Raw genomic sequence first — 21,959 nt, 5'->3', positions numbered from 1 at the left:
AATGCTAGATTCCGAGTGTTGCGCCACCATCAATCGTGAGATTCTGCATCGTAATATGACTGGATTGCTCAGATGCAAAGAAAATGACTGCATCAGCGATGTTTTGAGGATCAGCGATTTTTTGTAAAGGAATACCGGTTTTATACGTCTCTAATGAGCCTTTAATCACCTGAGCTTCTCCTTGTTCATCAGCCCATAAAGCCCATTGCATAGGTGTTGCGGTAGAGCCGGGAGAGACGACGTTGCACCTGATCCCGTAGGCTGCCAGCTCTAAACCAAGCGTTTTTGTAAAGGAAGTAGCTGCTGCTTTCGAGGCGGCATAGGCAGCCATATTCACTCTAGGGATGGCACCTGCGTTAGAGCTGACGGTCACAATGACCCCTTCTGATCTTTTCACCATGTATTTGGAGACAGCTTGAGATACGTAAAAGACACCGTGTGTGTTGACTGCGAAAGTTTGTTGCCAGTCATCTGCACTAAGCTGGTCAATGGAACTGATTCGAAGAATGCCTGCTACATTGACCAGTAAATAAATGGGTCCAAGCTGCTTTTCAATTTGATCAACAATGTGCTGAACAGAAGCTTGATCGGTGATGTCCCCTGGATAGGCAAAGGCACGTATGCCATCATCATTCATTTGCCTGACGGTGCTTTGCAGCTGATCTTCATTTGCGTCAACTGCTGCAATAATCGCACCTTCCTCGGCTAGTCTTTTTGCGACTGCTTGTCCAATACCTTGTCCTGCGCCTGTGATCAGGGCAATTTTTTGAGATAGACCACTATGTTTCATGTGTTCACTGCCTTTCCTTCATGTCTGTGGTTGTGAAAGGATCATCATGATAGAGTGCAAAACGAAAAGCGTAATTCATCAGCACTGGTAAAACGGACGTATGTCCTTCTTCAGGGAACTCGTGATAGGCCGTATGCAAGCCATATGAAGATAAAGGCAGCATCCGATTTACTAGTGCACGTGCATGATCATTCATTTGACATGGATGATGTTTTTCTAACTCACCTACACCTACAAGCAGCCTGACATCCGTAGGCACCTGACGTATATGGCTAGTGAATTGGTATTCTTTTTCTAGAAATAATTTTTTGTTCCAGTGGATAGAAGGACTGCCTGCAATATATGTCTGAAAAGCATCAGGGTGCTCAAATAGTGTGTTTAATACAAAAAGACCACCAAGAGAATGCCCAAACAGTGTTTGACGACTCTGGTTGATCGGAAAGCGCTGCTCGATATAAGGCTTTACAATCTTTTCTAAAAAAGAAAAGAACGCAGAGGCGCCGCCATATGTATGGTTGGAGAAGTCCTTTCTTTTGCCACCAATCGAAGCATCAGGGCCGGTTAGAGTGAGATCATAATGCCTGAGCGGATGATAGGGTGCTTCTGTCTGATAGCCAATTCCAACAATGATGGCAGGTACGACACCTGTTTTTTCAGGTCTTCTCGACTGTAAACGAAGTGCTTCGACCATTGTGCCAAAAAGTGAATTCCCATCAAGCACGTACATGACTGGAAAACCAGCCGCTGGAGGAGTAGTATTCGGTTTAAATATAAAAAGTCTGTATGGGTGTGCTGCGATATCCAGTTGCTCCGTCCCCGGTATAAAAAAAGGCCGGCTTTCTCCGAAAAGTGAATCCTCAGTACCCATTCCTTCAGGGCGTTTGGACATGTGTAAAAATCCCCTTCCTCAAAATGACTCTCATACGATGATAAAAGCAGGCTTGCGGATATAGGATGAGTGTAGTAGTAGAATTCAAATGAAAATGATTCTCAATTATCACGCAAGCAAATCAAATGATAATGGTTATCAATTATGAAGTCAAATGTTCATTAAGTCGTGTAGTTGATCATTTAATCTAAATATTATGAAAATAAAGGACTAAATAACTACCAAATGAATGGAAATAGGGAATGCCGGACTGAGTTATTTAAAAAGATGAGAAATACCAAAAGACCTTGACCGTCTCGGGATATTTACCATTTTCTTCTGTTTGATTCAGGAATATATATAGGTTTTTCTTCTTGAAATCATTTTGCGGAAAAATAAGTCTATAGACCTTCTTGTATTTTTAGGAAAAAAGAGGAGAATTTTTCGAAAAGCTGGTGATCATATCTCACAACTTATTCAATATTATACGTAAATTCATATACAATTTTCTAAGGAAGACAAGATCGAAGGGAATGTAGGCAGAATGAAAACTTCATTAGGAAAGCTGAGGCAAAAACTGCATGAAAATCAGCTCAAACTGACAAAAACGTTTACAGTGGAAGAATATCATGAAATGAAACAGTCATTACATGAAATACGGATGTCATTTGCGGCCTATGAACAATGGGATTTATACCAGCGGGCCACCGATATGATCACCGTACTCCTCTTTCAACACGCCCTCAAGCAAAAACCCCAATAATTTCTTATGGAAGGACGGTGCTGTTTTAAGAGTGGCAAAAGATCATATAGCATCAAAAATGCGGTAATTAAAAAAGTAAGGGATGTCCCCTTACTTTTTTTCTGCAAACACCATTCAATTAGAATCCATCTGTGACATCATATTCGTAACGAATATCGGCTTTGACATTGCTCATAGTAGATCTCGCTGTAGCCTTTGCGTTGTACTTAAAGCTCCATTTTTGCGCGACTTTTAATTGATCATCCAGAGAAATACGGTAAGAACCACTTGTTGCAGATGAAAAAAGTGATTGGTTCCAAATCTTGTTTTCATCAGCCATCAGTTTGTGTGTGACATTTCCTTGGTTTGGTGTTTGGGTACTAGTTGTCGTAATTGATTTTACGATAGCATTGTTAGGAATAGAAGAATTGGTCGTTAAATCCATTGTAATGACAGAAGAATCAACACCTGCTAGATTCAAAGAAGAATTCCCCAAGTTAGTAGCAGTCCCCGTAAAATTGAATGTCCCATTCCCAGATTTAATACGATCTTGAATGGAAACAGTAAAGTACATATTCCCTGTATATGTACCATGGGTCACTTTCACAAAATAAGTTTCTGAAGTTGAAGTAACGTCACCAGTATTTGCAAAAATAAAGGGCGTTATTGAATCAGGATTAATGACTCTTGATCCTGGCTTAGAACTCTTTGAATTATACACTTCGATTTTCATCCCCGTATATTGCTTATCATATGAACTTCTCACATAAACCCTTTCACCCTTATTGATCGTGAACTGATAATACGCTTCATTTTCCCCTTCAGGTAAGATTGTTGTATCTGGACGACTGTTTTTCCAATATCCCATTAAACTTGCTGTGTTAGGACTGTTATTCCCTGTAATAGCCGCTTCTGCTGAATGAGGTGCAAAAAAACTAGTAACAAACACTAATAATAATGCAGGTAATAAAAAACGTTTGAAGATAGTATTTGTCATATTTTAACCCTACTTATAATAATTACTACATTTGATCAAAACTAACAAATTTTAACTGAATTGCCGATATATTTAATAATCACTAATTTTTTAAAAAAGGAGAATCAAAATGAATATTAATACGTCATATACGATACCTTCAAACAATCAGAACCGAATAGACGATAAAGGTCAATCAGCTATTAAAAGTACAAATGAGGTGATGACCGAATCTGATAGACGGATGAAAATATTGGATGAAAAATACGAAAAAATAAATGAACAAAATAAACGTTTCAAAAATCCTCAAAGTCATATACACGATAAGTATCGAAATCCACGCTCTCCTTATTTCAGGAGTGATCTAACTAAAGTAGAAAGAGAAGCTGCTTATACGATGGAGATTGGCTGGGCTAATTCTGGAAAAGGAGGTCAATATGACTTTAATGACGCCATCTTCCGTAATGAAAAACGGTACGATCCTACACAAGAAAGTGTAGAAAAGAAAATACTCAATCGTCAAAAGGTCAACGAACAATTACAAGATTTATTCTCTAAAAACGGTATAACCATTCCTAAAAACACAAATTTAACTTTTACCATTGATCCAAATAATTTCAAATTAGTGGTGAGTGGATCAACAGACGAATCGCTGATGAAACAAATAGAAGACCTATTAAATACAACCAACAATACAAGAGAATTATTTTTCCATATTACGGAAAGTAGAAATGATGATTCTACTCAATTCACACCGGATTCACTAGCAAAGTTCCATCTTGTCAATCAAATCAAAACGGTGACAGGCTACAATTTAAAGGATTTAAGCATTGTAAATGGTCAATTTGTAACGGATAACGGAGCGAATATTTTTGATCTATACAAAGAAGAACTCCTGAAAAATCCATACACAGCAGAAAATGCGCGCATTGCCGCTTCACATTACGGAGCACAGCTATTTGATCTAGCAAAAAACGGGTTTGATTCTATTCCAGATTTGGTGTTATCTATTGGTTACCAAAACGGCTCCTTATATGACATTGGACAAAAGGTGAATTACGGAGTATCAAAGTGAAGATAAATACATCTAACACGACAGCTGTTCTAAATAAGCAGAACCTTCCGGACTTCAATAGCCATTCAGCTATTAAAAGTACAAATGAGGTGATGACCGAATCTGATAGACGAATGAAAATATTAGATGAAAAATACGAAAAAATTAATGAACAAAATAAACGATTCCAAGACCCTCATGGTCATATATTTGATAAGTATCGAAATCCACATTCCCCTTATTATAGAAATGATTTAACCAAACCGGAAAGAGAGGCGGCTTACTCTATTGAAATTGGATGGGCTAATAGTGGAACAGGAGGGCATTATAATTCTAATGATGCCGCCTTCCGTAATGAAAAACGGTACGATCCTACACAAGAAAGTGTAGAAAAGAAAATACTCAATCGTCAAAAGGTCAACGAACAGTTACAAGATTTATTCTCTAAAAACGGTATAACCATTCCTAAAAACACAAATCTCACTTTTACCATTGACCCGAACAATTTTAAATTAGTGGTAAGTGGTTCAAAAGACGAATCGTTGATGAAGCAAATAGAAGACCTATTAAATACAACCAACAATACAAGAGAACTATTTTTCCATATTATGAAAAGCAGAAATGATGATTCTACTCAATTCACACCGGATTCTCTGGCAAAGTTCCATCTTGTCAACCAAATCAAAACGGTGACAGGCTACAATTTAAAAGATTTAAGCATTGTAAACGGTCAATTTGTAACGGATAACGGAGCGAATATTTTTGATCTATACAAAGAAGAACTCCTGAAAAATCCATACACAGCAGAAAATGCACGCATTGCCGCTTCACATTACGGAGCACAGCTATTTGATCTAGCGAAAAACGGGTTTGATTCTATTCCAGATTTGGTGTTATCTATTGGTTACCAAAATGGCTCTTTATATGACATTGGACAAAAGGTGAATTACGGAGTATCAAAGTGAAGATAAATACATCTAACACGACAGCCGTTCTAAATAAGCAGAACACTCCGGACTTCAATAGCCATTCAGCTATTAAAAGTACAAATGAGGTGATGACCGAAGCTGATAAACGAATGAAAATACTAGATGAAAAATATCAAAAAATAAATGAACAAAATAAACGATTCAAAGATCCTCAAGATCATATATATAATAAGTATAGAAACCCTTATTCTTCTTATTTCAGAAGTGATTTAACAAAACCGGAAAGAGAAGCTGCTTACATTATGGAAATGAGTTGGGCAAGGAATAATAAAGGAGGTCAATATGACTTTAATGACGCCATCTTCCGTAATGAAAAACGGTACGATCCTACACAAGAAAGTGTAGAAAAGAAAATACTCAATCGTCAAAAGGTCAACGAACAGTTACAAGATTTATTCTCTAAAAACGGTATAACCATTCCTAAAAACACAAATCTCACTTTTACCATTGACCCGAACAATTTTAAATTAGTGGTAAGTGGTTCAAAAGACGAATCGTTGATGAAGCAAATAGAAGACCTATTAAATACAACCAACAATACAAGAGAACTATTTTTCCATATTATGAAAAGCAGAAATGATGATTCTACTCAATTCACACCGGATTCTCTGGCAAAGTTCCATCTTGTCAACCAAATCAAAACGGTGACAGGCTACAATTTAAAGGATTTAAGCATTGTAAATGGTCAATTTGTAACGGATAACGGAGCGAATATTTTTGATCTATACAAAGAAGAACTCCTGAAAAATCCATACACAGCAGAAAATGCGCGCATTGCCGCTTCACATTACGGAGCACAGCTATTTGATCTAGCGAAAAACGGGTTTGATTCCATTCCAGATTTGGTGCTATCTATTGGATATCAAAATGGCTCTTTACAAGACATTGGACAAAAATAGAATTATGGGATTAAGAGAACAATAGATTAATAAAACGTGGACGACAACAGGTACAAAACCAGATACCGTTAATAAAGGACTCTATAACAATTTATGTTACAGAGTCTTTTCTATTGAAGTGCGCTGTTTCGCTGTTCAACGAAACATCCTCATGGTAATTTTGACTATAGTCGATGTTTTTCACTTTTTTATTGATGAAAATGTTAAAATGATGAGTAGCGTATTTTTTTATGAAAGGACGGTGCTTGGCATGACGGAACTTCTCGATGACCGGCTGCCGCCGCAAAATATAGAAGCCGAGCAGGCCGTATTAGGTGCTGTTTTTTTAGAACCATCTGCGCTAACGCTCGCTTCTGAGGTATTAATTCCAGAGGATTTCTATAGAATGTCGCATCAAAAGATTTACAATGCGATGCTTATACTTGGCGATAGAGGAGAACCGGTCGATCTTGTCACGGTGACATCTGAGCTTGCCAATACAGATTTACTAGAAGAGGTAGGCGGGATTTCGTATTTAACCGATATTGCGAACTCGGTCCCAACTGCCGCAAACATTGAATACTATGCAAAAATTGTAGAAGAGAAATCCATTTTAAGACGTCTGATCCGTACGGCGACAACCATTGCACAGGATGGGTACACGCGTGAGGATGAAGTAGAAGACCTGTTGAGTGATGCTGAAAAGACCATTATGGAAGTGGCGCAGCGTAAAAACTCAGGAGCCTTTCAAAACATTAAGGACGTTCTTGTTCAAACATACGATAATATTGAACAGCTTCATAACCGCAAAGGCGATATCACAGGGATTCCAACGGGTTTCTCTGAGCTTGACCGGATGACAGCTGGATTCCAGCGAAATGATTTAATCATTGTAGCGGCTCGTCCATCAGTAGGGAAAACCGCCTTCGCATTGAACATTGCCCAAAATGTCGCGACCAAAACGGACGAAAGTGTCGCCATCTTTAGTTTAGAGATGGGTGCGGAGCAGCTCGTTATGCGTATGCTGTGTGCAGAGGGGAATATCAATGCACAGAACCTAAGAACCGGTAATCTGACAGAAGAGGACTGGGGCAAGCTGACAATGGCGATGGGCTCGCTGTCAAACAGCGGGATTTTCATTGATGATACACCTGGAATCAGAGTAAGTGAAATTCGCTCGAAATGCCGCCGCTTGAAGCAAGAAAATGGTCTTGGTATGATTCTGATTGACTACTTGCAGCTCATTCAAGGAAGCGGACGATCAAGCGATAACCGTCAGCAAGAGGTTTCTGAAATCTCAAGGGCCTTAAAATCGCTGGCGAGAGAGCTTGAAGTTCCCGTTATTGCTTTGTCTCAGCTTTCCCGTGGGGTAGAGCAGCGTCAGGACAAACGTCCGATGATGTCTGATATTCGTGAATCAGGAAGTATTGAGCAGGATGCCGATATCGTGGCATTCCTTTATCGTGATGATTACTATGACAAAGAATCAGAGAATAAGAACATTATCGAAATCATTATTGCCAAACAGCGTAACGGTCCAGTTGGTACAGTATCACTGGCGTTCGTCAAAGAATATAACAAATTCGTCAACCTGGAAAGAAGATTTGATGATGCGGGTGTTCCGCCCGGTGCTTAAAGCCCAGCTCAAGAAGCTGGGCTTTTTTTGATTGATCTACATCGAAAGAATGATTGAAAAAACAGTCAATATGAGGAGGAGAGAGAAAAAGAGAAAGCGTATACTAAAAGGAGAAAAGGAGTGAAGACTGATGAAATTTCAACAGTTTGAAGCCGCTCAATTACGTATCGCACGCCCAACCGTCAACATGAAAGAGGTTGTTTCCTTTTATGAAGAAGGCTTAGGGCTTAAACGAATAGGCTCATTTGATCAGCATGAAGGGTACGATGGTGTGATGCTCGGGCTGCCTCACCAGCATGTTCATTTAGAAATCACCAAACATGAAGAAGAAGAAAGCCTGCCCGTCCCGCATCCAGAACAGCTGCTTGTTTTCTATATTCCGGATGAAGAGGAATTTCAGCAAATGAAAGAGAGATTGATTTCATTTGGCGGACGGCATGTCACCTCAACGAATCCATACTGGGACCGGGGAGGAGCAACCATTGAAGACCCAGATGGGTACCGGGTTGTGCTGATGAATACAGATGGAATCACCCCCGTTTAAAAAAGACTCCCATGCGCGGGAGTCTTTTCTGTTATGAATGAGGTGTCACACGCAGTTTCAGCTCTTTCAATCCATACATACTGCTGTTTGTCATTGGAACGTAAGAGAGAAGCTCCAGCTCCTTATATCGTTCCATTAAGGTCTTTATGGCAGTACATGCCTCAAGACGGGCAAGGGGTGCGCCGAGACAGAAATGGATGCCGTGTCCGAAACCAATATGAGGGTTAGGGTGGCGGTGTATATCAAATTCATGTGCGTTTGAAAATTGACGTTCATCCCTGTTGGCAGACGCAAGAAACACAATGACATTGTCTCCCTTTTTCAACATTTTTCCTCCGAGCTCTGTGTCTACTGTGACATAGCGGACGATCGTAGGAGCTGGTGCACGAAAACGGACAGCTTCCTCCACCGCACGAGGAATAAGTTCAGGAGATTGAGCGAGCGCTTCATACGTACCTGGCTGTTCTAACAAGCTAAAGATCAAATTGGAGATCAAATTGGTGGTTGTTTCATTCCCAGCTAAAAGAAGAAGATTACAGAATGGAATTAATTCATCCGCTGACAGCTTGTCTCCAATCTCCTCCGCTTGAATGAGGAGAGAAATCAAATCATCACCGAGGTTTTGACGTTTTCTTTCAATAATGTCTGCAAAAAACGCCATCATGTCAGCTTCTCCTTTGTCCCGAATTTTCTGCCATTCAGCGATATCCTCCTCATGTTCACTTTTAGGCATACTGACGAGAATATCTGACCATTCTTTAAAGGATTGTTTATGCTCTGACGGCACACCTAAAAGCTCTGCGATCACGATGACTGGGAGTGGATACGAGATATCTTGAACAAGGTCAATCTCTTGTTTTCCTTCTAATTCTGCCATGAGTTCTTCCATCAATTGTTGAATACGCGGTTCCCACGATTTCATGACTCGAGGTGAAAAGGCTTTGCTTACAATGGAGCGGATGCGAGTGTGATTGGGTGGGTCCATCATCACCATTGTTTTCATCAGGGAATGCTTCCGCCGGTCTTTAGGAGGCTGACTAGAAAAAGTATCATTATCGATTGTCACACGTTTTGCTTCTTCATAGGTGAAAACACTCCATGTTTGGCTGGCTTCATCAAAATGAACAGGTGATGTTTGACGCATGTTGGCATACCAATCGAACGGGTGATACGGATCCTGCTTATTTTTCCCTCTTATTAACGCTTTTTGCACAGCATTTGGTGTTGTTGTTTCCACGATCATCACTCCTTATGGGTTGTCAGATGATTCCTTTTTTTCATTGTGTTAGATTAAAGTTAATTCATCCACGGAAAGGATTCAACCAACAGAAAAGCGAAATCTGTTGAAGAAAATGGGAAGGGGAGAGTGGCTCGTGGCAGACTGCTATAGAGGGGATAAGCGGGCAACTGAATCAAAGCAGCAATTAAGGAAAGCATTCTTTCAGTTACTAAGAGAGAGGGAATGGGCAAAGATTTCTGTACAGGATTTGACGAAAACGGCAGGCATTCATCGTACGACTTTTTATCAGCATTATGAAGATAAGTTCGACTTAGCCCAGCAGGTCATGGATGAGATGTTCGATATCATGAAAGCCGCTATTTTTGCTCCTGTACAGAAAGAAGATGGGCAAGTCGGTCACGAAGCTTATGTGTATATTTACCGTTTCTATCAACATTTACAGGAATATGAAGAGGAGTATCAAATTCTCTTAAAAAGAGGACGAGCGCTTAATATTCATCAGACAGCCAGTGCCTTTTTTGATGAAAGCTTTACTTTGGGCCTAGAAGGAGTTGCTGGTTCAAAGTCTGATACGGCGCATGTTCCTCTCGATATGCAGAAGCAATTTGTCATTTCTGCATATGTAGGAACTGCTGAGTGGTGGCTGAGGACAGGAAGACCCTACTCACCTGACTTCATGGCAAGTTCGATGATTCAATTGCTTGAATATCATTAAGAATAGGGAATTCGTTGTTTTTTCTCAAAATCTCCATTTCCAAGCACTAAAGAAGTGATTAAAGCGCTTTTCTTTATATTTAAAGCGAACAAAATTTGATTTCGAGATATTAATGTTCGGATTTCGCGTTGACTTTTTCGTTGTGCATTGATAAAATAAATGTGTTTGAAAGAGATAACGTTTTGAAAGGTTAACGGAGGTGCACGATATGTCTTCAGTAGTCGTAGTAGGTACGCAGTGGGGTGACGAAGGGAAAGGGAAAATTACCGATTTCCTTTCAGAAAATGCAGAGGTGATTGCCCGTTATCAAGGGGGAAACAATGCAGGTCACACGATCAAATTTGATGGAGTGACTTATAAGCTACACCTCATTCCATCCGGTATTTTTTATAAAGAGAAAACTTGTGTCATCGGTAATGGAATGGTGGTTGATCCTAAAGCGTTGGTCACTGAGCTTGCGTATCTTCACGAACGGAATGTGAGTACAGATAACCTCAGAATCAGCAATAGAGCCCATGTTATTCTGCCTTATCATTTAAAATTGGACGAGGTAGAAGAGGAGCGGAAAGGGGCTAACAAGATCGGCACGACGAAAAAAGGAATCGGACCAGCTTATATGGACAAAGCAGCTCGCGTCGGTATCCGTGTCGCAGATCTATTAGATCGTGAAGTATTTGAAGAGAAGCTTGCACGTAATCTAGAAGAGAAAAATCGTCTTTTAGAGAGAATGTACGACACAGAAGGCTTCAAGATTGAAGATATTTTAGACGAGTATTATGAATATGGCCAGCAAGTGAAAAAATATGTCGTAGACACATCTGTTGTTCTGAATGATGCACTAGATGAAGGCCGCCGCGTGCTATTTGAAGGAGCACAAGGGGTCATGCTTGATATCGATCAAGGGACATACCCATTTGTGACGTCATCTAACCCAGTAGCTGGAGGAGTGACGATTGGTTCTGGTGTAGGACCAACGAAAATTCAACATGTGGTCGGCGTGTCAAAAGCGTACACAACACGTGTTGGAGATGGCCCATTCCCGACAGAACTCCATGATGAAATTGGCGATCAAATTCGTGAGGTTGGCCGTGAATACGGTACGACAACTGGACGCCCGCGCCGTGTAGGCTGGTTTGACAGCGTTGTTGTCCGTCATGCACGCCGTGTGAGCGGAATTACAGATTTATCTCTTAACTCAATTGATGTACTAACAGGGATTGAAAAGTTGAAAATCTGTGTTGCTTATAAATTGAACGGAGAAATCACAGAGGAATTCCCAGCAAGCCTAAACGAATTAGCGAAATGTGAGCCTGTCTACGAAGAAATGCCTGGATGGACAGAGGATATTACAGGTGTGAAGAACTTAAGTGAACTGCCTGCAAATGCTCGCCATTATTTAGAGCGTATTTCACAATTAACAGGTATTCCACTTTCTATTTTCTCAGTCGGACCAGATCGTTCACAAACGAACGTTGTCCGCAGCGTGTACCGTCCATAAGAATAGATTGATGAGACACCAGTAAAATCTCGCATTTTACTGGTGTTTTTTTGTTTAAATATTCCTTAATTTCAGTAGAACGGACTTCCGATCATTACCAAAATATGATAACTGTATAGAGGGAAGGAGCGTTCTAGTGAAAGAAAGAATACGATTATTAGATATTTTACGAGGTTTTGCTATACTTGGCACATTGGGAACGAACGTCTGGTTTTTTGCGTATGCAGGAGATACCTTTGCGACAGATCAGATTGCGGATGAATATGAAAATGGCAGTTTTCTCGAAAGCCTTGTCTCCATGTTCGTATATGGAAAAATGCTCTCGCTGCTCACGATCATGTTTGGTGTTGGATTGGAGCTGAAATACCAGCAGGCAAAAAGGAAAAACACGCCTTGGCCGGGCACTTATTTATGGATTCTTTTATTTTTATTCATCGAAGGCTTTGTCCATTTTGCGCTCGTGATGGAATATGATGTGCTCATGAGTTATGCCGTTACTGGGCTGCTTGTGGCTTACATTGTACGGGGAGGCAGCAGGCGTATCAAGAAGGGCATGATGTTCTCAGGTGTGATTCATCTACTCGTTATGTCGTGTTTGATGGTGTACTCCCCCTCTGAAATGGAGTCAGCGGCCGATGATCAAGGCGGTGAACCGGCATTAGAAGAGCAGCTGCCAGAGACATGGATCTCGCAGGTTCAAGAACGGTTACAATACTTTTTCATGTACCGAGAAGAAGCGATCTTTATCATTCCAATGAACACATTTCTATTTTTATTAGGTGTGCGGATGATGAGAGCCGGTGTATTTTATGCAAATGAACGCGGACAATCTCTCCGGAAAATATTGTTCCGAATTGGACTGTGGGTTGGTCTGCCGCTGAATGCACTAGTCTTCGTTCCGAACGATCTAGTGGAATTTGTGGTGCGCTACATCTTTTCACCATTCCTCTCTATTTTCTATATAGCTGTCATTGCGAAGCTCCTCGCACGCACGGAGTCATGGTTCATGTGGAATTGGTTTGAATATGTAGGGAAAATGGCGCTTAGCTGCTACATCCTGCAAAATGTCATCTGCTCCATTCTTTTTTATAGCTGGGGATTGGGTCTTGGCGGTCAAATCAATGCGCCCCTTATTGTATTGGCATGGCTATTGATTTCACTTCTGCAAATCGCGATTTCAGCAGTTTGCCTAAAGGTTTGGAGAATTGGACCATTGGAATATATCCGTTCACGGGCACTTCGCAGGGTGACGATGAAAAAAGCATCATAAAGGGGATAGACACAATGTTTTTTAAAAAAATGACGAAAAGAGAACAAGCGAATGCACATAAAGCGGTTGTGCCGGCATTTGTCTTTTATCTTCTGGCATTAGGAGGGCATGCGTTGTACGCGTATTTCCAAGGTGACAGGCCACCGGTTACTTTTGTCATTTTAATGGCGGGACTCCTTGTTTTTTTCTCCGCTGACTGGCTATTTAACAAAAAACATTCATAAAAAAAGCCCTCATCACGAGGGCTTTTTCCTTACTTCAGGCTTTTATATTGGCCTTTTAAGTTTTTGCGGATGTATTGAATGATTTTGCGTAATTCGTTGGCATGCGGTCTGCCAAACGGACTTGTTTGTCTTTGCTGATAGAGCACTTGCCCTTTTTCATTTAATAAGAAATAGGCGGGTTCACCGTGCACCCCGTGGTCTTCATATGGGGCATCTTCCCCGTGATAGTGGACTTCATATGCTTTTAATGACGTGAGGTCATGGTCATACATGATCGGGAAGGACAGTCCCTCTTTATCCGCAAATGCCTTCAAGTCATCAGGGTTATCGGTTGAAATCGCCATCAAGTGAATATCCTTGTCCTGAAAATATGACTGCTGCTGTTCGAGCTCTTTTAATTCTTCTACACATACCGGACACCAAGATCCTCTAAAGAAAACGATCAGGTGCCAGCTTTGATGCTCCTCTAAATGTTTGTCGAAATCAATGTGATCGCCCTGTATTGTTGGAAGTGAAAAGTTGGGCATTTTATCTCCTAATTTGAATGAACTCATACTGCTTCCTCCTTTTTCAATGACAATGTCACTTGTTTCATGTATAGCCATTTTTGAGCGGCCTGAAACGTGTCTATGTGCTTGAATAGGCAGAGATCATCCGAAAAGACGTGTAAAATGAAGGCGGTTGCAGAAGTGGAGGCTTTGAAAGCAGATTTGACATCCGACACTTTTTTTAAAAAAATGTCGAAAAACGTATTGCCATATGTAATTATTCTATGATATTATAAATCTCGTTGTTGCAAAGGTCTCTGAAACTTGTTAGGATGCGATGTTCCAGCTTTTTTAAAGCGATTGGTTTGACGCAATACAACTTCTTCAGATTTACTTTTCACAAACCGAGAGCCATTAGCTCAGTTGGTAGAGCATCTGACTTTTAATCAGAGGGTCGAAGGTTCGAGTCCTTCATGGCTCACCATGTATTGGCCCGTTGGTCAAGCGGTTAAGACACCGCCCTTTCACGGCGGTAACACGGGTTCGAATCCCGTACGGGTCATTGATTTACTTTAGCGTTAAGCTAATTTTTTCCTCACTTGCTTGAAGGAGCACCACGATTGCTTTTTCGGGCAAGTTACTGAGGTCCGGTAGTTCAGTTGGTTAGAATGCCTGCCTGTCACGCAGGAGGTCGCGGGTTCGAGTCCCGTCCGGACCGCCATTTATACATATTCATCTTTTTGATGATGGCTCGGTAGCTCAGTTGGTAGAGCAACGGACTGAAAATCCGTGTGTCGGCGGTTCGATTCCGTCCCGAGCCACTTCCAAACGCATCTGCAATCGCAGGTGCGTTTTTATTATGAAAAGAAGGCATAAAAAGGGAGAAGCCGGACCTAGGTAGGGCCCGGCTCCATAAGAAGAAGACGTTACATCTATATAGACGGCTGATGATTGGAAAAGTTTCAATAAAAAAGGAAAAAGTCATCAATTTTTTTGACTGGCGTCTTTCTATCCAACGTTTACTAGAAAAGAAAGCCGTTATTATTTTTATCTTTGCCTCGTAAAACGTTATAATAGACAGTGAGCCTTTTTTTCGTAAACGGAAAAGGCGTAATGATACATGCAAAATGGAATGACATAGATGCTAAAAATGCAGGAGGAAATCACAATGGAAAAAAAGATTCTTGTCGTAGATGATGAAAAACCGATTGCTGATATATTGGAATTTAATTTAAGGAAAGAGGGCTATGAGGTTCATTGTGCATATGATGGAAACGAAGCCCTTGAAATGGTAGAAGAAATTAAGCCGGACATTATTCTGCTCGACATTATGCTGCCGAATAAAGATGGTGTTGAAGTATGCCGTGAAGTGAGAAAGAAATACGACATGCCCATTATCATGCTGACAGCAAAAGACTCTGAAATTGATAAAGTCATCGGCCTTGAGCTTGGCGCAGATGATTATGTGACAAAGCCTTTCAGTACGCGTGAGCTGCTTGCCCGCGTGAAAGCGAATTTGAGAAGACAAACCGCTGCTCCACAGACGGAGGAAGAATCTGAATCAAATGATATTGAGGTTGGATCACTCGTCATTTATCCAGATGCGTATGTGGTGTCTAAGCGTGAGGAAACGATTGAATTGACGCACCGTGAGTTCGAACTGCTTCATTACTTAGCGAAACATATCGGACAAGTCATGACACGTGAGCACTTACTGCAAACCGTATGGGGCTACGATTACTTCGGAGATGTCCGTACAGTAGACGTCACAGTCCGCCGTCTTCGTGAAAAGATTGAAGACAACCCTAGTCACCCGAGCTGGATCGTGACAAGACGAGGCGTCGGCTACTATTTAAGAAACCCAGAGCAGGACTAAGATTCTTATGAGTAAAGTAGGTTTTTTTCGCTCGATTCACTTCAAATTGACCTTGATTTACGTGCTGCTGATCATCGTCGCCATGCAGATCATTGGCGTGTACTTTGTGAAGCAGCTAGAGCAGTCCTTAATTAATTCATATGATAATTCCTTGAATCAGCGAATCTACTCGTTATCGTATTACCTAGAACAAGATTCATCGAAAAGCAAGGCAGAATTAAAAGAGGATGCTCAAAAGATATTGAACGATTTTAACAACAAAGATGAGTCTAATGAAATCTCTGAAGTCAGCTATATTGACGAAAGCAGAGAGGTCATTGCCTCTGTCAATAACGGCAGCCAAGAGATTGCCGGCAAGAAAATCACTGATCAAATCATTAGCCGTATTTTCGCGGTTGGCAAAGACTATGAGAAGAAATTCTATGACCCTGAATCAAATAAAAGGGTGCGTATTTCTGCGACAGCCGTAAAAAATGAGAACCAAGAGACCGTTGGTGTAATTTATGTTGTGTCTTCAATGGAAAGTGTGTTTAACCAAATGCGAACCATTAACACCATTTTGGCAACTGGTACACTGATTGCACTCGGGACGACTGCTCTACTTGGTATCTTCATCTTCAGAACGATCACTCATCCTATTTCAGATATGAGAAAGCAAGCGATTGAGCTTGCCAAAGGGAACTTCTCCAGGAAGGTCCGGAAGTATGGGCATGACGAGATTGGCCAGCTTGCGACAACCTTTAACCATCTGACGAGAGAGCTGGAGGAAGCTCAGCTGATGACGGAGGGTGAGCGGAAAAAGCTTTCTTCTGTTATTGCCTATATGACGGACGGCGTCATCGCAACGAATCAAAACGGTGCAATTATTCTATTAAACAGCCCTGCATTAGAGCTGTTAAATGTTTCACGTGAAACAGCACTAGAGATGCCGATTACGTCTTTACTTGGCTTAGAGGAAACTCATACATTTGAAGATTTAGTCGAAAATCAAGATTCCATGCTGATCGAAATTGAACGCGAAGACCAGCTATCTGTATTGCGTGTTAATTTCTCCGTTATTCAGAAAGAGCATGGGAAAATTGATGGCTTAATTGCGGTCATTTATGATGTCACAGAGCAGGAGAAAATTGATGCGGAACGTCGTGAATTCGTCGCGAACGTATCGCATGAGCTGCGCACACCGCTGACGACGATGCGAAGCTACCTTGAGGCGCTGGCTGAAGGTGCGATTGGTGATAAGGAGCTTGCGCCAAGATTCCTCAGTGTCACGCAAAATGAAACTGAGCGCATGATCCGGCTTGTCAATGACCTGCTGCAGCTGTCTAAGTTCGACAGCAAAGATTATCAATTCAACCGTGAGTGGACGAACTTTATCAGGTTTATCTCGCTCGTCATTGATCGTTTTGAAATGACGAAGGAGCAGCATGTCGATTTTATCCGCAACCTGCCGCAGCGTGAAGTATATGTGGAAATCGATCAAGATAAAATTACACAGGTGCTCGATAATATCATTTCTAATGCCATGAAATACTCACCAGAGGGTGGACACATCACGTTTACCGTCGATTTGGATGAGGAGAAAGGCCTTGTGTTATTCAGCGTGAAAGATGAAGGAATCGGTATTCCGAAGAAGGATATGGATAAAATCTTTGAACGTTTTTATCGAGTGGATAAAGCAAGAACAAGAAAGCTTGGCGGAACCGGCCTAGGTCTTGCGATTGCAAAAGAAATGGTTCAGGCTCATGGCGGAGATATTTGGGCTGACAGCATTGAAGGAAAAGGGACAACGGTGACCTTTACCCTTCCGTACAATGAAGAACAAGAGGATGATTGGGATGAAGCGTGAGACCTTTAAAACCATAATATTGACAATCCTAATTGCGATCAGTCTTGTATTTACGTGGAATATCTGGATGTTCCAGCCCGTCATGCAGGATCAGGCAGATACAGGCACACAGGTCGTGGAAACGAAGAAGATTTCAAGCGACGAGCCTAGAAGTCTCATTGATGTCGTGAAGCCGCGCGAGATGTTTATCCATTCAAATGGAGAGCATTTTAAAGTGGATCAAAAGGAACTCTTTCAAAACTTTTGGAATGATGTGAGCCTTTGGGATGTCAAAGAGATTAATGATGTGTCAGATCAATATTCCGAGCAGAAATTTAAGAATTTCTTCTATGGACGCGAAGGGCAAGGAAAGACATTGGATCTTGTGTTTAATGATCCGATTCCGATTGATATTTTCCAAGCGCTTTTTAAATGGCCGAACAAGTCCATTGAATACAACTCGTTTGATCGGATGATCGTGCCGTTCGCTCAGCAGGATAAGGCCAATAAGAAAGTGTACTTGGTCTCATACAGCAAGGAAACGGTGCTTGAGCTGACAATTGAGTCCGCCAACTACCGTAATCTAATGGACAGTATCGCTGCCGCTCAAAACGAGATGCCGCGCTATGATCTTTATACATTCTCTACGAATTCTAAACGAGATTTCCTTCTTCCGAGAAAGCAAAAGCAGCTTGAAGCGAAAATGTTCTTTATCGAAACGATTAAGACAAACAAGTTCAAAGACGCTTTGTTTACGGACCCGAGCCTTGTCGGTGAGGAATCTAATTTAAACCGGACGGTGTACACAGATGGCACAAGCCGCCTTGAAGCCAATCAAAAAGACCATCGCATTCAATATCAGCATCGCAATATCAATTCCAGCACTGTTTTCCAAACGGGGGATTTGATCAAGCGAAGCGTGAAATATTTCAATGATACGGGAAGCTTTACTGATGACTACCAATACTTTGGCATCAACAGCAACCAGCAGCTGTCCTTCAATATGTTTATGGACGGTCTGCCGATTGTGAACAGTACAAAGCATCCATTTGGGATGACCTCCCTTGAAGTCCAATGGGCGAATGATGACATTTTGAATTACAAGCGTCCAAATTATATTCTTGGCAATAAAGCGAGTCAAAGTGAACAGGTCAAGCTGATGAACGGGACAGAGCTGAAGGACTTGATCATCAAGCAGACGAAATATGATGACTTGGAGAAAATTGAACAGATTTTCCCGGCATATCAAGCTGCTTCAAATGCATCAGATCAAGATCAAGGGATGTTTGTCTGGCTGGAGCCTGTATGGTGTATGAAGTATAACGGCAAAACCGTGATTCTATCGAATGATCTTTTGACAGAGGGGAGCGAGAATCATGGAGTGGAATAAGACCAAAACGATCTTTATCCTAGCCTTTCTCGTTCTCGATATCTTTCTAGGTTTTCAATACTTTGAAAAACGGTCAACCGATCATTTTGCGATTATCGAAAAAACGGATACGCTGGAAGAAATGAAGGCAGACGGGATCAAATATGGCAATCTATCAGATGAAGCGAAGATTGGATACCGCATTACAGCTGAAAAGAAGCAATATACAAAAAAGGATGTCGACGGATTAGCTGATCAAAAGGCGAAAAGCACATTCCCGAAAACAGACAAAGATGATCCTGTCACGCTGCTTGAAATGACCTTCAATAAGCCAGTTGCCTTGCCGAAAAAGGATATCAAAACAGCGGCGACGAACCTTGTAAACCAGCGTTTGCTGGATGGGAAGAATTATAAGCTGTGGAATATAGATGAAGAGACAGGGGAAATCGTCTTTTTCCAAACGTATAAAGGGAAATACATCTTCCAAGAAGGCCTTGATGACACCGAAACCATCGGGAAAATCACCTTAGATCTTAACGATCAAAACGAAGTTGTCTCTTATCAGCAGTCAATGGTGACGTCGATTAATGAAGTGAGAAAAGAAACCCTTGTCCCAGCACTTGAAACCGTGAAGGACTTATATACGCAAAATATGCTAAGCCAAAACACGACCGTGAAAAAGGTAGAGCTTGGTTACTATACGCAATACCCGGGGGCAAGCACGCAAGTCATGGTTCCTGTATGGCGTGTGGAGCTTGAAGGCGTATCAGCAGGTTCAAAGAAAAAGACAGAGGAAGAATATTTGATCAATGCCATCGATGGCTCAACACTTGATCATATAGAGAAAGATGACAAATCTTCAATGGAGTGAGAGAACATGAGCTTGCAGTTCAGTGTACTAGCGAGCGGAAGTACGGGGAACGCTTTTTATTTAGAAACAGACGAGCATGCCTTTTTGGTCGATGCTGGTTTAAGCGGCAAACAGATGGTCGAGCTACTTGGCCAAATCGACCGCAAGCCTGAAGACTTGGACGGCATTTTTGTGACACACGAGCACTCCGATCATATTAAAGGGCTTGGTGTCATGGCAAGAAAGTACAAGCTTCCTGTCTATGCAAATGCGAAAACATGGAAGGCAATGGAGTCTCATATCGGAAAAATTGATACAGAGCAGAAATTCCATTTTGATATGGAGACCGTTCAATCCTTTGGCGGTCTTGATGTCGAGTCATTTGGCGTCTCACACGATGCGGCAGAGCCCATGTTTTACGTATTCCATTATGGAGGGCGCAAACTTGCGCTCATGACGGATACAGGCTATGTGAGTGACCGCATGAAAGGCATTATTAAGTCAGCCAATACGTTTGTGTTTGAGAGCAATCATGATGTCGGGATGCTGCAAATGGGCCGATACCCATGGAGCATTAAGCGCAGAATTCTGAGCGATGTCGGACATGTATCAAATGAAGATGCTGCTCTGGCGATGACAGATGTAATTGGAGATGCCACCTCACGCATTTATTTGGCTCACTTGAGTCAAGACAACAACATGAAGGATTTAGCCCGTATGGCGGTCCAGCAGACGCTTGAAATGAAGGGCTTTGTTGTTGGGGACGGCTTTGATTTATTTGATACGGACCCGAAAAAAGCAACCCCGCTTTGCGCCGTATGATTTTTACAATCGTATGATTAAGATAAGAGCTTCTTACCAACACTATATACATCATCTATTCACTGAAAGGAAGGAAACATAGTGGATTATCGCGATGTAGAGTGGAAGCCGAGACGAAGCAGAAAAGGATATTTTCTTTCTGGTTTGATCGGTGTATTGGTAGGAGCTTTTTTAATGGGATTCTTTTTCCCCTATGTATCTGGACAGAGCGGCAGTCCTTTTGGATGGCAGCAGAACGGTGATGGACAAACATCTCAGGGCCCTTTAAAAACTGTGAATGTGAACGTCAATGATGCTGTCACGAAAGTGGTGTCTAATATGTCAGATACGGTGGTCGGCGTCATTAATATCCAAAAGTCGAGCTTTTGGGAGGAAGGCGGAGAAGCAGGTAGCGGGTCAGGTGTGATTTATAAAAAAAAGGGTGACACGTTTTATATTGTGACAAACCATCACGTCATCAAAGGTGCCAACCAGCTTGAAGTGAGCCTTCATGATGGGACAAGAATTGGTGCCAATCTTGTCGGCAGTGATCAGCTCATGGATTTAGCAGTTCTCACTGTCAAAAGTGATAAAATCAAGAAAACGGCAGCCTTCGGTAACTCAGATCATGTGAAGCCGGGTGAGCCAGTCATCGCCATTGGAAATCCATTAGGGCTTGAATTCGCAGGCTCTGTCACACAAGGGGTCATTTCGGGCACGGAGCGAGCGATCCCTGTCGACTCAAATGGAGACGGACAAACGGATTGGAATGCAGAAGTACTGCAAACAGACGCCGCCATCAATCCTGGAAACAGCGGTGGTGCCTTGATCAATATGGACGGAAAGGTGATCGGCATCAACTCAATGAAGATTGCTGAATCAGAGGTAGAAGGAATCGGGCTGTCCATTCCAGCGAATTTGGTTATCCCTGTCATAGAGGATTTAGAGCGCTACGGAGAGGTGAAGCGTCCGTATCTTGGCGTCGGAATGAAATCATTAGCGGATATTGCGAGTTACCACTGGCAGGAAACATTGAAGCTGCCATCCAAGGTCACATCTGGGGTTGTTGTCATGAGTGTTGAGCCTTTATCTCCAGCAGGAAAAGCAGGACTAAAAGAGCTGGATGTCGTGACCTCCTTTGATGGAAAAAGTGTACAGAATATCGTAGATCTTCGTAAATACTTATATCAAAAGAAGGTCGGCGATAAGGTAAGAATGCAATTTTACCGAAGCGGGAAGAAAAAATCAGCAGAGATCAAACTTTCTCAAACCGACCGATATGGCGGCTAACCAGTTCCAGCAAGGGACTGGTTTTTTTTGCATGCT

At 41.8% G+C, this 21,959-nt stretch carries 21 protein-coding genes and 4 tRNA genes; 20 read left to right on the top strand and 5 right to left on the bottom strand.

Annotation, left to right across the window (positions count from 1 at the left end; translation table 11 throughout):
- Positions 1-4: 4 nt before the first annotated feature.
- Together QSJ46_RS04765 and QSJ46_RS04760 are read right to left on the bottom strand one after the other, a co-directional pair.
- Positions 5-790 (bottom strand): 2,3-dihydro-2,3-dihydroxybenzoate dehydrogenase, encoded by a 786-nt coding sequence (locus tag QSJ46_RS04765; protein WP_047203201.1) that lies wholly within the window; start codon positions 788-790, stop codon positions 5-7.
- A gap of 4 nt (positions 791-794) precedes the next feature.
- Positions 795-1,679 (bottom strand): alpha/beta hydrolase, encoded by an 885-nt coding sequence (locus QSJ46_RS04760; RefSeq protein WP_224930956.1) that lies wholly within the window; start codon positions 1,677-1,679, stop codon positions 795-797.
- A 523-nt stretch (positions 1,680-2,202) separates the two neighbouring features.
- On the opposite strand from QSJ46_RS04760, the gene QSJ46_RS04755 reads away from it, so the two are divergent.
- Positions 2,203-2,421, top strand: coding sequence for a hypothetical protein (locus QSJ46_RS04755; protein WP_285604363.1), 219 nt, complete (start codon positions 2,203-2,205; stop codon positions 2,419-2,421).
- A 118-nt stretch (positions 2,422-2,539) separates the two neighbouring features.
- Here QSJ46_RS04755 and QSJ46_RS04750 read toward each other — a convergent pair whose 3' ends face one another.
- Positions 2,540-3,397 carry a hypothetical protein gene (locus QSJ46_RS04750; RefSeq protein WP_285604362.1) on the bottom strand — a complete coding sequence of 286 codons (858 nt, stop codon included), beginning with the start codon at positions 3,395-3,397 and terminating at the stop codon, positions 2,540-2,542.
- A 109-nt stretch (positions 3,398-3,506) separates the two neighbouring features.
- Between QSJ46_RS04750 and QSJ46_RS04745 the strand changes: the two genes are divergently transcribed.
- The 5 genes from QSJ46_RS04745 to QSJ46_RS04725 all read left to right on the top strand — a co-directional run bounded on the left by QSJ46_RS04745 (position 3,507) and on the right by QSJ46_RS04725 (position 8,477).
- Positions 3,507-4,451 carry a DUF4885 family protein gene (locus QSJ46_RS04745; protein ID WP_285604361.1) on the top strand — a complete coding sequence of 315 codons (945 nt, stop codon included), beginning with the start codon at positions 3,507-3,509 and terminating at the stop codon, positions 4,449-4,451.
- Positions 4,448-5,395 carry a DUF4885 family protein gene (locus QSJ46_RS04740; RefSeq protein ID WP_285604360.1) on the top strand — a complete coding sequence of 316 codons (948 nt, stop codon included), beginning with the start codon at positions 4,448-4,450 and terminating at the stop codon, positions 5,393-5,395. Before QSJ46_RS04745 ends, QSJ46_RS04740 begins: the two co-directional genes overlap by 4 nt.
- Positions 5,392-6,318: a DUF4885 family protein gene (locus tag QSJ46_RS04735; RefSeq protein WP_285604359.1), complete on the top strand. Its 927-nt coding sequence runs from the start codon at positions 5,392-5,394 to the stop codon at positions 6,316-6,318. The genes QSJ46_RS04740 and QSJ46_RS04735 overlap by 4 nt, the downstream gene beginning before the upstream one ends.
- A gap of 250 nt (positions 6,319-6,568) precedes the next feature.
- The gene (gene dnaB, locus QSJ46_RS04730; RefSeq protein ID WP_024424034.1) at positions 6,569-7,933 is read left to right on the top strand and encodes a replicative DNA helicase; all 1,365 of its coding nucleotides are present in this window, start codon (positions 6,569-6,571) and stop codon (positions 7,931-7,933) included.
- A gap of 130 nt (positions 7,934-8,063) precedes the next feature.
- On the top strand, positions 8,064-8,477 hold the full coding sequence (locus tag QSJ46_RS04725) for a VOC family protein (RefSeq protein WP_047203210.1): 414 nt from the start codon (positions 8,064-8,066) through the stop codon (positions 8,475-8,477).
- Positions 8,478-8,508: 31 nt separating this feature from the next.
- On the opposite strand, the gene QSJ46_RS04720 is transcribed toward QSJ46_RS04725, so the two are convergent.
- Positions 8,509-9,714: a cytochrome P450 gene (locus QSJ46_RS04720; RefSeq protein ID WP_285604358.1), complete on the bottom strand. Its 1,206-nt coding sequence runs from the start codon at positions 9,712-9,714 to the stop codon at positions 8,509-8,511.
- A 136-nt stretch (positions 9,715-9,850) separates the two neighbouring features.
- On the opposite strand from QSJ46_RS04720, the gene QSJ46_RS04715 reads away from it, so the two are divergent.
- The 4 genes from QSJ46_RS04715 to QSJ46_RS04700 all read left to right on the top strand — a co-directional run bounded on the left by QSJ46_RS04715 (position 9,851) and on the right by QSJ46_RS04700 (position 13,424).
- Positions 9,851-10,432 carry a TetR/AcrR family transcriptional regulator gene (locus tag QSJ46_RS04715; RefSeq protein ID WP_269102938.1) on the top strand — a complete coding sequence of 194 codons (582 nt, stop codon included), beginning with the start codon at positions 9,851-9,853 and terminating at the stop codon, positions 10,430-10,432.
- A 208-nt stretch (positions 10,433-10,640) separates the two neighbouring features.
- Positions 10,641-11,930, top strand: a complete 1,290-nt coding sequence (locus QSJ46_RS04710; protein ID WP_285604357.1) for an adenylosuccinate synthase — start codon at positions 10,641-10,643, stop codon at positions 11,928-11,930.
- 136 nt (positions 11,931-12,066) lie between these two features.
- Positions 12,067-13,200: a DUF418 domain-containing protein gene (locus QSJ46_RS04705; protein WP_047203207.1), complete on the top strand. Its 1,134-nt coding sequence runs from the start codon at positions 12,067-12,069 to the stop codon at positions 13,198-13,200.
- Positions 13,201-13,214: 14 nt separating this feature from the next.
- Positions 13,215-13,424, top strand: a complete 210-nt coding sequence (locus QSJ46_RS04700; protein WP_144493773.1) for a hypothetical protein — start codon at positions 13,215-13,217, stop codon at positions 13,422-13,424.
- A gap of 29 nt (positions 13,425-13,453) precedes the next feature.
- Here QSJ46_RS04700 and QSJ46_RS04695 read toward each other — a convergent pair whose 3' ends face one another.
- Positions 13,454-13,978 (bottom strand): peroxiredoxin family protein, encoded by a 525-nt coding sequence (locus QSJ46_RS04695; RefSeq protein ID WP_024424031.1) that lies wholly within the window; start codon positions 13,976-13,978, stop codon positions 13,454-13,456.
- Positions 13,979-14,320: 342 nt separating this feature from the next.
- Between QSJ46_RS04695 and QSJ46_RS04690 the strand changes: the two genes are divergently transcribed.
- The 10 genes from QSJ46_RS04690 to QSJ46_RS04645 all read left to right on the top strand — a co-directional run bounded on the left by QSJ46_RS04690 (position 14,321) and on the right by QSJ46_RS04645 (position 21,923).
- Positions 14,321-14,396, top strand: a tRNA-Lys gene (locus QSJ46_RS04690).
- 6 nt (positions 14,397-14,402) lie between these two features.
- Positions 14,403-14,474 (top strand) — tRNA-Glu (locus QSJ46_RS04685).
- Between the two features lie 82 nt (positions 14,475-14,556).
- A tRNA-Asp gene (locus QSJ46_RS04680) sits at positions 14,557-14,633 on the top strand.
- A gap of 27 nt (positions 14,634-14,660) precedes the next feature.
- Positions 14,661-14,733 (top strand) — tRNA-Phe (locus QSJ46_RS04675).
- A gap of 347 nt (positions 14,734-15,080) precedes the next feature.
- A complete protein-coding gene (gene yycF / locus QSJ46_RS04670; RefSeq protein WP_024424030.1) occupies positions 15,081-15,788 on the top strand; it encodes a response regulator YycF in 708 nt (235 codons plus the stop codon).
- A gap of 7 nt (positions 15,789-15,795) precedes the next feature.
- Positions 15,796-17,634, top strand: coding sequence for a cell wall metabolism sensor histidine kinase WalK (gene walK, locus QSJ46_RS04665; protein ID WP_024424029.1), 1,839 nt, complete (start codon positions 15,796-15,798; stop codon positions 17,632-17,634).
- On the top strand, positions 17,624-19,003 hold the full coding sequence (gene yycH / locus QSJ46_RS04660) for a two-component system activity regulator YycH (RefSeq protein WP_212039493.1): 1,380 nt from the start codon (positions 17,624-17,626) through the stop codon (positions 19,001-19,003). The genes walK and yycH overlap by 11 nt, the downstream gene beginning before the upstream one ends.
- Positions 18,990-19,853, top strand: a complete 864-nt coding sequence (locus QSJ46_RS04655; protein WP_047203088.1) for a two-component system regulatory protein YycI — start codon at positions 18,990-18,992, stop codon at positions 19,851-19,853. Before yycH ends, QSJ46_RS04655 begins: the two co-directional genes overlap by 14 nt.
- A gap of 6 nt (positions 19,854-19,859) precedes the next feature.
- The gene (locus QSJ46_RS04650) at positions 19,860-20,654 is read left to right on the top strand and encodes an MBL fold metallo-hydrolase (RefSeq protein ID WP_024424026.1); all 795 of its coding nucleotides are present in this window, start codon (positions 19,860-19,862) and stop codon (positions 20,652-20,654) included.
- A 78-nt stretch (positions 20,655-20,732) separates the two neighbouring features.
- Positions 20,733-21,923, top strand: coding sequence for a S1C family serine protease (locus tag QSJ46_RS04645; protein WP_390273471.1), 1,191 nt, complete (start codon positions 20,733-20,735; stop codon positions 21,921-21,923).
- The last annotated feature ends 36 nt before the right edge of the window (positions 21,924-21,959 follow it).

Source organism: Bacillus sp. YKCMOAS1 (assembly GCF_030268125.1).
GTDB lineage: Bacteria > Bacillota > Bacilli > Bacillales > Bacillaceae > Bacillus > Bacillus safensis.
The sequence above is the reverse complement of the archived record's forward strand: the minus strand, read 5'-3'. Positions and strand labels throughout refer to the sequence as shown.

Coding starts and splice junctions, on each gene's coding strand:
- QSJ46_RS04765 (WP_047203201.1), bottom strand. CDS start 790: ATGAAACATAGTGGTCTATCTCAAAAAATTGCCCTGATCACAGGCGCA.
- QSJ46_RS04760 (WP_224930956.1), bottom strand. CDS start 1,679: ATGTCCAAACGCCCTGAAGGAATGGGTACTGAGGATTCACTTTTCGGA.
- QSJ46_RS04755 (WP_285604363.1), top strand. CDS start 2,203: ATGAAAACTTCATTAGGAAAGCTGAGGCAAAAACTGCATGAAAATCAG.
- QSJ46_RS04750 (WP_285604362.1), bottom strand. CDS start 3,397: ATGACAAATACTATCTTCAAACGTTTTTTATTACCTGCATTATTATTA.
- QSJ46_RS04745 (WP_285604361.1), top strand. CDS start 3,507: ATGAATATTAATACGTCATATACGATACCTTCAAACAATCAGAACCGA.
- dnaB (WP_024424034.1), top strand. CDS start 6,569: ATGACGGAACTTCTCGATGACCGGCTGCCGCCGCAAAATATAGAAGCC.
- QSJ46_RS04725 (WP_047203210.1), top strand. CDS start 8,064: ATGAAATTTCAACAGTTTGAAGCCGCTCAATTACGTATCGCACGCCCA.
- QSJ46_RS04710 (WP_285604357.1), top strand. CDS start 10,641: ATGTCTTCAGTAGTCGTAGTAGGTACGCAGTGGGGTGACGAAGGGAAA.
- QSJ46_RS04700 (WP_144493773.1), top strand. CDS start 13,215: ATGTTTTTTAAAAAAATGACGAAAAGAGAACAAGCGAATGCACATAAA.
- QSJ46_RS04695 (WP_024424031.1), bottom strand. CDS start 13,978: ATGAGTTCATTCAAATTAGGAGATAAAATGCCCAACTTTTCACTTCCA.
- yycF (WP_024424030.1), top strand. CDS start 15,081: ATGGAAAAAAAGATTCTTGTCGTAGATGATGAAAAACCGATTGCTGAT.
- walK (WP_024424029.1), top strand. CDS start 15,796: ATGAGTAAAGTAGGTTTTTTTCGCTCGATTCACTTCAAATTGACCTTG.
- yycH (WP_212039493.1), top strand. CDS start 17,624: ATGAAGCGTGAGACCTTTAAAACCATAATATTGACAATCCTAATTGCG.
- QSJ46_RS04655 (WP_047203088.1), top strand. CDS start 18,990: ATGGAGTGGAATAAGACCAAAACGATCTTTATCCTAGCCTTTCTCGTT.
- QSJ46_RS04650 (WP_024424026.1), top strand. CDS start 19,860: ATGAGCTTGCAGTTCAGTGTACTAGCGAGCGGAAGTACGGGGAACGCT.